The following is an 8,025-nucleotide window of genomic DNA, read 5'->3' on the forward strand; positions in this document are numbered from 1 at the left end:
AAAGCGGCGCAGGGCCCGCTCAAGTCACCGCCACGCGCCGGGCCCGGTTGTACAGCCGCTTGGCCATCACCGCGCCCATGGCCAGGGTCAGCTCGAGCGCGATCGGGTTGTGGCGGTTGGCCAGTTCCAGAAAACGCAGCGGCGTCAGGCTCCACAGCTTGCAGGCGGTGGAGGCCTGCACGGTGGCGGTGCGCGGCAGGTGCGAGAAGAAAGCGCCTTCGCCCAGCACGGTGCCGGCGCCAACCACCGCCATCCGCACCCGCGCCTTCTCGTCCTGGTAATGCACGCTCAGGGTGCCGCTTTCAATGAAATACAGGGTCCGGTCCAGCACGCCGCGCTCCATCAGCACCTGGCCGCTGGTCAGCGCAAAGGGTTGCAGGTAGCGGCCCAGAATGTCCCAGTGCGGCTCGCTGAACTGGCAGCGCAGGCCGTCACTGGCCGGGCAATTGACGATGGCCTGGGCCAGTCCCCGGATGTCGAAACTGAGGGTGTTGGCAATTGGGGCATGCATGGTGGAGCACAAGATACCCTGAGTTGCCGGTCGCACGGACCACACTAACGACTGCTTACATTTGATACGACAAGATGCAGTTACCGCTACCGCAGGCCTTACTTGCCAATGCAGAAGCGCGAAAAAATCTCGCCCAGCAAATCGTCGGAGCTGAACTCCCCGGTGATCTCGCCCAGGTGCAGCTGGGCCTGGCGCAGGTCTTCGGCCAGCAGGTCCAGCGCCGGCCGCGCCGCCTGCAGCTGGCTGGCGGCGGTGGCCAGCTGGGCCTCGACCCGGCGCAGGGCCTGCACATGGCGCTCGCGCGCCATGAACACCCCTTCGGGCGCGGCCTGCCAGCCCACGACCCGCAGCAGCTGCTGGCGCAGCAACTCCAGACCGGCGCCGGTTTTGGCCGAAATCAGCACGCCGCCAGCGCCGGGCTTGAGCGGGTCGAGCATGGCCGGACTGGCCCGGTCCGATTTGTTCCAGACCTCGATGACGGGCGTGTTTTGGGGCAGTTTCAGGGCGATAGCCCTTGCAATACGCGCGTCATCAGCTATGTAATTGATAGCATCGTGCGGATTCGCCAACGCATCGTGGCGCGTCAGGTCGTGCAAAAACAGCACCGCATCGGCGCTCTCGATCTCGGCCCAGGCGCGCTCGACGCCGATTTTTTCCACCTCGTCCAGCGCCTCGCGCAGGCCGGCGGTGTCGACCACATGCAGCGGCACGCCTTCGATCTGGATCAGCTGCGAGACCTTGTCGCGGGTGGTGCCGGCAATCGGCGTGACGATGGCCAGTTCGGCGCCGGCCAGCGCATTGAGCAGCGAGCTTTTGCCGGCATTGGGCTGGCCGGCAATCACCACCTTGATGCCCTCGCGCAGGATGGCGCCCTGGCTGGCGCGCCGCATCACGCCGGCCAGCGTGGCCTGCAGCCGCATCAGTTGGCCCTGGGCATCGGCCTGTTGCAGAAAATCAATGTCTTCCTCGGGGAAATCCAGCGTCGCCTCGACCAGCATGCGCAAATGAATCAGCTGCGCCAGCAGCGCATTGACCTCGTGCGAGAACTCGCCCGACATCGAGCGCGCCGCCGACCGGGCCGCGGTTTCGGTGCTGGCGTCAATCAGGTCGGCAATCGCTTCGGCCTGCGCCAGGTCAATCTTGTCGTTGAGAAACGCCCGCTCGGTAAATTCGCCCGGCTGCGCCACGCGCAGCTGGGGCAGCCAGGGCTGGCCGGTCGCCGGGTTAAGCGCGGCACCGGCTTGCAGGCAGCGCGCCAGCAGCAGCTGCAGCACCACCGGCCCGCCATGCGCCTGCAGCTCCAGCACGTCTTCGCCGGTGTAGGAATGCGGCGCCGGAAAATGAATCGCCAGGCCCTGGTCAATCACCTGACCTGTCGCATCACGAAACGGCAGGTAGGTCGCCTGGCGCGCGGCCAATGGCCGGCCGCACAGCGCCGCAATGATGGGCGCAACGTTCTGCCCCGACACGCGCACAATGCCGACCGCCCCGCGCCCAGGCGCGGTGGCAATGGCGGCGATGGGGTGGTGGTGGCGCGTCAACATGGGGCTGCAATGGTAAAGGGCCGCTGAGCGGCCCTTTTTTGCTTTACCTGAACTTGGGCAGGTTGAACTGCGGCGGCACACCCATGCGGGTATTGATGACCCACTGCTGGGCAATCGACAGGATGTTGTTGGTGATCCAGTACAGCACCAGGCCGGCCGGGAAGAAGAAGAACATCACGCTGAAGACCAGCGGCATGAACCACATCAGCTTGGCCTGCATCGGATCCGGTGGTGCCGGGTTCAGCGCGGTCTGCAGCATGGTCGTCAGCGTCATCACCACCGGCAGGATGTAGAACGGGTCGGGCGAGGACAGGTCCCTGATCCACAGAGTCCAGGGCGCGTTGGGCATCTCGACGCTGGACAGCAGCACCCAGTACAGGGCGATGAACACCGGAATCTGGACCATGATGGGGAAGCAGCCGCCCATCGGGTTGACCTTTTCTTCCTTGTAGATTTTCATCATCTGCTGCTGCATCTCCTGCGGCTTGTCCTTCAGCCGCTCGCGCATTTCCGTGATCTTCGGGTTGATGGCCTTCATCTTGGCCATGCTGGCATAGGCCTTGGCATTGAGCCAGTAAAACGCGATCTTCAGCAGCAGCACCAGCGCCACGATGGACCAGCCCCAGTTCTGGAGAAGGCTGTGCAGCTGGTCCAGCAGCCAGTACAGCGGCTTGGCCAGAATCGTCAGCCAGCCATAGTCTTTCACCAGTTCCAGGCCGGGGGCCAGGGCTTCCAGTTTTTTCTCTTCCTGGGGGCCGACAAAGAATTTGGCGTCCAGGCTTTTGCTGGCGCCCGGCGCAATGCTGTCGAGCGGCGTGATCATGCCGACGGCGTACAGGTTGCTGTCCACCTTGCGCAAAAACAGGTCGCGCTTGAGGCCATCGCCGAGCAGCCAGGCCGAGGCAAAGTAGTGCTGCACCATGGCCACATAGCCGTTGGTCGCCTGTTTTTCCACGTCCACCTTGTTGTTCTCGATGTCCTTGAATTCAACCTTCTGGTATTTCTTGGCGTCGGTGTAGATCGCCGGGCCGGTGAAGGTGGAATAGAACGAGGACTCGCCCGGCGGCTTGTTGCCGTCGCGCACCAGCTGCAAATACAGCTGCGGCGCCACCGGCGCGCTGCCGGTGTTGATGACTTCGTGGCGCACCGCAATGTCGTAGGCGCCGCGCTTGAGGGTGTAGGTTTTCACCAGCTTGACGCCGCCGATGTCGGCCGATTCAAACCTGAGCTGCAGCTCGTTCTGGCCCTCTTTCAGGCTGCGCTCGCCCGGAAGCAGCGTCATCAGGGTCTTGTGGGTGGGCAGGGCCGCCACGCCGGCGCCACTGGCAATCAGGCCGGTCTGGGCCACATAGACCCGGTTGGCGCTTTCGTCGAGCAAGACAAAACCGGCGTCCTTGCTGGCCATGTCCTTGTATTTGCTGAAGGCCGAGTGCACCAGCGTGCCGCCCTCGGTGTCAAAGGTCAGCGCCAGCACATCGGTCGTCACGACCACGCGCTCCTTGCTGGCCGCTGCCGCCGTGGAGGGCGCGCCCGCGGGCACGGCGCCGGGTGTGCCCGGGGCCGCCACGCTGGCCGCGGCGGGGGAAGGCACCGAAGAAGCGCTGGCCGCCGGTGCCGTCGCCGCAGGCGCCTTGGCCGTCTGGGTGGCAGACGGAAAGAACGTGGGTTTCTGGCCGTTGAAAACCTGCCACTGGTCCCACAACAGGACCATGGAAAAACCAAAAATCACCCACAGGATGGTGCGGCGGATGTCATTCATGACGGCGTCTTTTTAGAAGGGGTGGAAGTCACGGGGGTGACGAGTCGGGTGAAAAACGGGGTGGCGCCAGCGGGCGGAACCGGATCATGCCCGCCCTCACACCAGGGCTGGCAACGCGCCAGCCGCCGCAAGGTGAGGTAACTGCCGATGGCCGCGCCATGCTGCTGCAAGGCCTGCAGCGAATAGGCCGAGCAGGTCGGCTCAAACCGGCAGGCAGATCCCAGCCAGGGGCTGAGCAGCAGGCGGTAGCCCTTGACCAGCCCGATCAGCAGGGTTTGCGGCAGGCGAAACAGAATCTGAAAAACCGGCTTCATGATGTGGGTGCCGCCGCCTGCAACAGGGCCTGCACCTCGGTGCGCACGGACTGCTTGAGCCGGGTGGAACTCGCGCTGACAAATTCGCTGCGCGCAAACTCACGCCGCAGCCGGACCACATAGGCGGCCTGCGGGTACTGGTGCTGAAAATCGGCACTCACGGTGTAAATTTGCCGTTTGATGGCATTGCGCGTGACGGCGCGTTTGGCCCAGCGTTTGGGAACCATCGCGCCCATCCAGAAGTCCTGAACCGGAAACAAGGCCGGCGCATCGGCATGCGGTGGTGTGCCGTTTGGCGCCGGTACGGCCCTGGCATCCAGTGCATTGCGGTGCAATGCGAAGTGCACTGTTTTTGCAACAATGGCACCGGCAAGTACTGCCTGAAACTGGGGTCGGGTCTGTAGCCGCTGCACTAGCGCCAAGCGTCAACTCAAAGAGCAGCAGGCTTGCAAAAAAGCAGGCTTAGACGGCCAGGCGCTTGCGGCCTTTGGCGCGGCGTGCAGCAATCACTGCGCGGCCGCCGCGCGTTTTCATGCGCGTCAGAAAGCCGTGCGTACGTGCGCGCTTGACTTTGGAAGGTTGGTATGTGCGTTTCATGGTGGGTCCTACTAGCCTCTAAGCTACAGATTGACGGTACAAATTCCCTGGATGTCAATCCGTTACGAATCAGGGAAACCCATGATTATCGCAGATTTCTTAACGCTGGCAACAAGTTAGCCGCCATAGTGGGGGTAAAGCCTTCGATCACCAGACCCCGCCTGCACCGATCGCCCGGATCCCCCTACAGGTTTAACCCGGAGTCCGTTATTTTGTGGATAACTCGCCGGCAGACTACAATTACGGGTGTCAAAAATTAACAATATCCACAAGCGACCAAACGCTGATTCACGCCGGCAACCCGGTCAAATTCCGTCATGACCGAAGGTGCCCTCCCCAAGCTCAGTCACGAGCTGTGGCAAACCTGTGTAGATCATCTGGCACAGGAGCTTCCCGAGCAGCAGTTCAACACCTGGATTCGCCCGCTGGAAGTGCTGGTGGCGCCCGATCTGTCCAAGGTCACGATTCAGGTCGGCAACCGCTTCAAGCTGGACTGGATCCGGGCCCAGTATGCGGCGCGCATTTCGGCCCTGCTTGAAAAAATCTCCGGCCAGCGGATCCCGCTTGAACTGGCCATGGCGCCGCGCGAGGCGCCGGCCAAAGCCACGCCGCTGACCCGCAATTTTGAAGGCGCCGGCGTCATCGAGCCGGCCGGCTTGGGCGTTCCCGAAGACGCGCCGGGCGCGCCGTTCAAAAGCCGGCTCAACAGCGCCCTGACTTTTGACACCCTGATTGAAGGCACCGCCAACCGCATGGGCCGGGCCGCCGCGCTGCATGTGTCGAGCAGCCTGGGCCAGCTCTACAACCCGCTGTTTATCTATGGCGGCGTCGGTCTCGGCAAAACCCATTTGATGCATGCCATCGGCAACAAGCTGGTGGCCGACAACCCGGCCGCCAAGGTGCTCTACATCCATGCCGAGCAGTTCGTGTCGGATGTGGTCAAGGCCTATCAGCGCAAGACCTTTGACGAGTTCAAGGAGCGCTACCACTCGCTCGACCTGCTGCTGATTGACGACGTGCAGTTTCTGGCCAACAAGGACCGCACCCAGGAAGAGTTCTTCAACGCCTTTGAGGCCTTGCTGACCAAAAAATCCCACATCGTGATGACCAGCGACACCTATCCCAAGGGCCTGGCCGACATTCACGAACGCCTGGTGTCGCGCTTTGACTCCGGCCTGACGGTGGCCATCGAGCCGCCCGAGCTGGAGATGCGCGTGGCCATCCTGATTCGCAAGGCCGAGTCCGAGGGCACCGCCATGCCGGAAGAGGTGGCGTTTTTTGTCGCCAAGAACGTGCGCTCCAACGTGCGCGAGCTGGAAGGCGCGCTGCGCAAGATTCTGGCCTATTCGCGCTTTAACCAGAAGGAAATCTCGATCCAGCTGGCGCGCGAAGCCTTGCGCGACCTGCTGTCGATCCAGAACCGGCAGATTTCGGTCGAGAACATCCAGAAGACCGTGGCCGACTATTACAAGATCAAGGTCGCCGACATGTATTCCAAGAAACGGCCGGCCAGCATTGCCCGGCCGCGCCAGATTGCGATGTACCTGGCCAAGGAGCTCACGCAGAAGAGCCTGCCCGAAATTGGCGAGCTGTTTGGCGGGCGCGACCACACCACCGTGTTGCACGCCGTGCGCAAGATGTCGGCCGAACGCCAGCAGATGACCGAGCTGAATCAGCAACTGCATGTGCTGGAACAAACCCTGAAGGGCTGAGAATAGTACTTTTTAGCTCTTTGCAATTGAGTGGGCCGGCCTCAACAACCTTGGGGACAACTTTTTAACAAGCCATGACTTATCCACAGAAGCAGATGACAATCGAAAGTTGTTCATATCCGGCAGCCTCCGGGGTGCGTGCCTGAACACAAGCTTAAACAAACGCCAAGTAGTTGATTACAAAGGGAAAAATAGCACTATCCACAGATTGGTGCGGCCCTTACTACTACTACTAATTTGAATTAAAGAATTAAAGATAAATACAGAGGAAGCCATGATCGTTCTGAAAGCCACCCAGGATAAAGTTTTGTCGGTTTTGCAATCGGTGTCCGGAATTGTTGAACGCCGGCACACATTGCCGATTCTGGCCAACGTATTGATCCGGAAAAACGGCTCGCAGCTGCAATTAACGACCAGCGATCTTGAAATCCAGATCCGCACGACGGCCGAGCTCGATGGCGACAATGGAAATTTCACGACGACCGTGGGCGCTCGCAAACTGATTGATATTTTGCGGTCCATGCCGAGCGACCAGACGGTCTCGCTGGAGTCTGCCCAGAACAAGCTGATTCTGAAAGGCGGGAAAAGCCGTTTCACGCTGCAGACGCTGCCGGCCGAAGACTTTCCGCTGGTGCAGGAAGCGGCCAACTTTGGCCCGGCCTTTTCGGTGCCGCAAAAAGTCTTGAAGGAGTTGCTGAACCAGGTGTCGTTTGCCATGGCGGTCCATGACATTCGCTACTACCTCAATGGCATCCTGTTTGTCGCCGAGGGCAAGCAGCTGAGCCTGGTGGCCACCGACGGGCATCGGCTGGCGTTTTCGTCGGCCACGCTCGATGTCGAAGTGCCCAAGCAGGAAGTGATTTTGCCGCGCAAGACGGTGCTGGAGATGCAGCGCCTGCTCAGCGACAAGGAAGGCGCGATCGAGATGCAGTTTGCCGGTAACCAGGCCAAATTCAGCTTTGAAGGCATGGAATTTGTGACCAAGCTGGTGGAAGGCAAATTCCCCGACTACAACCGCGTGATTCCCAAAAATCACAAGAACATCATCACGCTGGGCCGCCTGCCGCTGCTGGCCAGCCTGCAGCGCACGGCGATTTTGACCAGCGAGAAGTTCAAGGGCGTGCGCCTCAACATCGAGCCCGGCACGCTGCGGGTGGCGTCCAACAATGCCGAGCAGGAAGAAGCCGTGGATGAGCTCGACATCGACTACGGCGGCGACGAGATCGAAATTGGCTTTAACGTGACCTACCTGATCGATGCGCTGGCCAACATGAGCCAGGACATGGTGAAGATCGAGCTCGCCGACTCCAACAGCTCGGCGCTGCTGACGATTCCCGACGACGCCGCCTTTAAATACGTCGTCATGCCGATGCGCATTTGAGCGATCAGGCCCCCAGAAAACACCCACAGACCCGCGGAGCTCCGCGGGTTTGGTCATTCAAGAGACGAGAGAAAAGCCGGTCATGACTGAACAAAACACACCGAACCCAGCCGATCAAGTGAACGTCACCAGCGCGGATGGAGGCGCTGCCGGCGAGGGAAGCTCCAATTTCCAGCCCAAAATCGACACCAACCAGGCCGGCGCGTC

At 61.4% G+C, this 8,025-nt stretch carries 8 protein-coding genes; 2 read left to right on the top strand and 6 right to left on the bottom strand.

Annotated features, from left to right (window positions below; all coding sequences use genetic code 11):
* Positions 1-19: 19 nt before the first annotated feature.
* The 6 genes from RMO23_RS01255 to rpmH all read right to left on the bottom strand — a co-directional run bounded on the left by RMO23_RS01255 (position 20) and on the right by rpmH (position 4,725).
* The gene (locus RMO23_RS01255; protein ID WP_309678250.1) at positions 20-511 is read right to left on the bottom strand and encodes a cyclic nucleotide-binding domain-containing protein; all 492 of its coding nucleotides are present in this window, start codon (positions 509-511) and stop codon (positions 20-22) included.
* 98 nt (positions 512-609) lie between these two features.
* Complete coding sequence (mnmE, locus tag RMO23_RS01260) at positions 610-2,055, bottom strand: tRNA uridine-5-carboxymethylaminomethyl(34) synthesis GTPase MnmE (RefSeq protein WP_309678252.1); 1,446 nt, start codon at positions 2,053-2,055, stop codon at positions 610-612.
* Between the two features lie 43 nt (positions 2,056-2,098).
* Positions 2,099-3,814: a membrane protein insertase YidC gene (gene yidC, locus RMO23_RS01265; protein ID WP_309678254.1), complete on the bottom strand. Its 1,716-nt coding sequence runs from the start codon at positions 3,812-3,814 to the stop codon at positions 2,099-2,101.
* Positions 3,811-4,098 (bottom strand): membrane protein insertion efficiency factor YidD, encoded by a 288-nt coding sequence (gene yidD, locus RMO23_RS01270; protein ID WP_309678270.1) that lies wholly within the window; start codon positions 4,096-4,098, stop codon positions 3,811-3,813. The genes yidC and yidD overlap by 4 nt, the downstream gene beginning before the upstream one ends.
* Before the next feature lie 26 nt (positions 4,099-4,124).
* Positions 4,125-4,541, bottom strand: a complete 417-nt coding sequence (locus RMO23_RS01275; RefSeq protein WP_309678272.1) for a ribonuclease P protein component — start codon at positions 4,539-4,541, stop codon at positions 4,125-4,127.
* A gap of 49 nt (positions 4,542-4,590) precedes the next feature.
* Positions 4,591-4,725: a 50S ribosomal protein L34 gene (gene rpmH, locus RMO23_RS01280; protein ID WP_007862708.1), complete on the bottom strand. Its 135-nt coding sequence runs from the start codon at positions 4,723-4,725 to the stop codon at positions 4,591-4,593.
* Positions 4,726-5,042: 317 nt separating this feature from the next.
* Between rpmH and dnaA the strand changes: the two genes are divergently transcribed.
* Both dnaA and dnaN read left to right on the top strand, forming a co-directional pair.
* Entirely contained in the window at positions 5,043-6,437 is a 1,395-nt protein-coding gene (dnaA, locus tag RMO23_RS01285; protein ID WP_309678266.1) for a chromosomal replication initiator protein DnaA, read from the top strand.
* A 274-nt stretch (positions 6,438-6,711) separates the two neighbouring features.
* Complete coding sequence (gene dnaN / locus RMO23_RS01290) at positions 6,712-7,818, top strand: DNA polymerase III subunit beta (protein WP_309678268.1); 1,107 nt, start codon at positions 6,712-6,714, stop codon at positions 7,816-7,818.
* Positions 7,819-8,025: the final 207 nt, after the last annotated feature.

Source organism: Polaromonas sp. (genome assembly GCF_031411155.1).
Taxonomy (GTDB): domain Bacteria; phylum Pseudomonadota; class Gammaproteobacteria; order Burkholderiales; family Burkholderiaceae_C; genus Polaromonas.

Bases quoted from the DNA above. Each gene is read 5' to 3' on its own strand.
- RMO23_RS01255 (WP_309678250.1), bottom strand. From the start codon at position 511: ATGCATGCCCCAATTGCCAACACCCTCAGTTTCGACATCCGGGGACTG.
- dnaA (WP_309678266.1), top strand. From the start codon at position 5,043: ATGACCGAAGGTGCCCTCCCCAAGCTCAGTCACGAGCTGTGGCAAACC.
- rpmH (WP_007862708.1), bottom strand. From the start codon at position 4,725: ATGAAACGCACATACCAACCTTCCAAAGTCAAGCGCGCACGTACGCAC.
- mnmE (WP_309678252.1), bottom strand. From the start codon at position 2,055: ATGTTGACGCGCCACCACCACCCCATCGCCGCCATTGCCACCGCGCCT.
- dnaN (WP_309678268.1), top strand. From the start codon at position 6,712: ATGATCGTTCTGAAAGCCACCCAGGATAAAGTTTTGTCGGTTTTGCAA.
- yidC (WP_309678254.1), bottom strand. From the start codon at position 3,814: ATGAATGACATCCGCCGCACCATCCTGTGGGTGATTTTTGGTTTTTCC.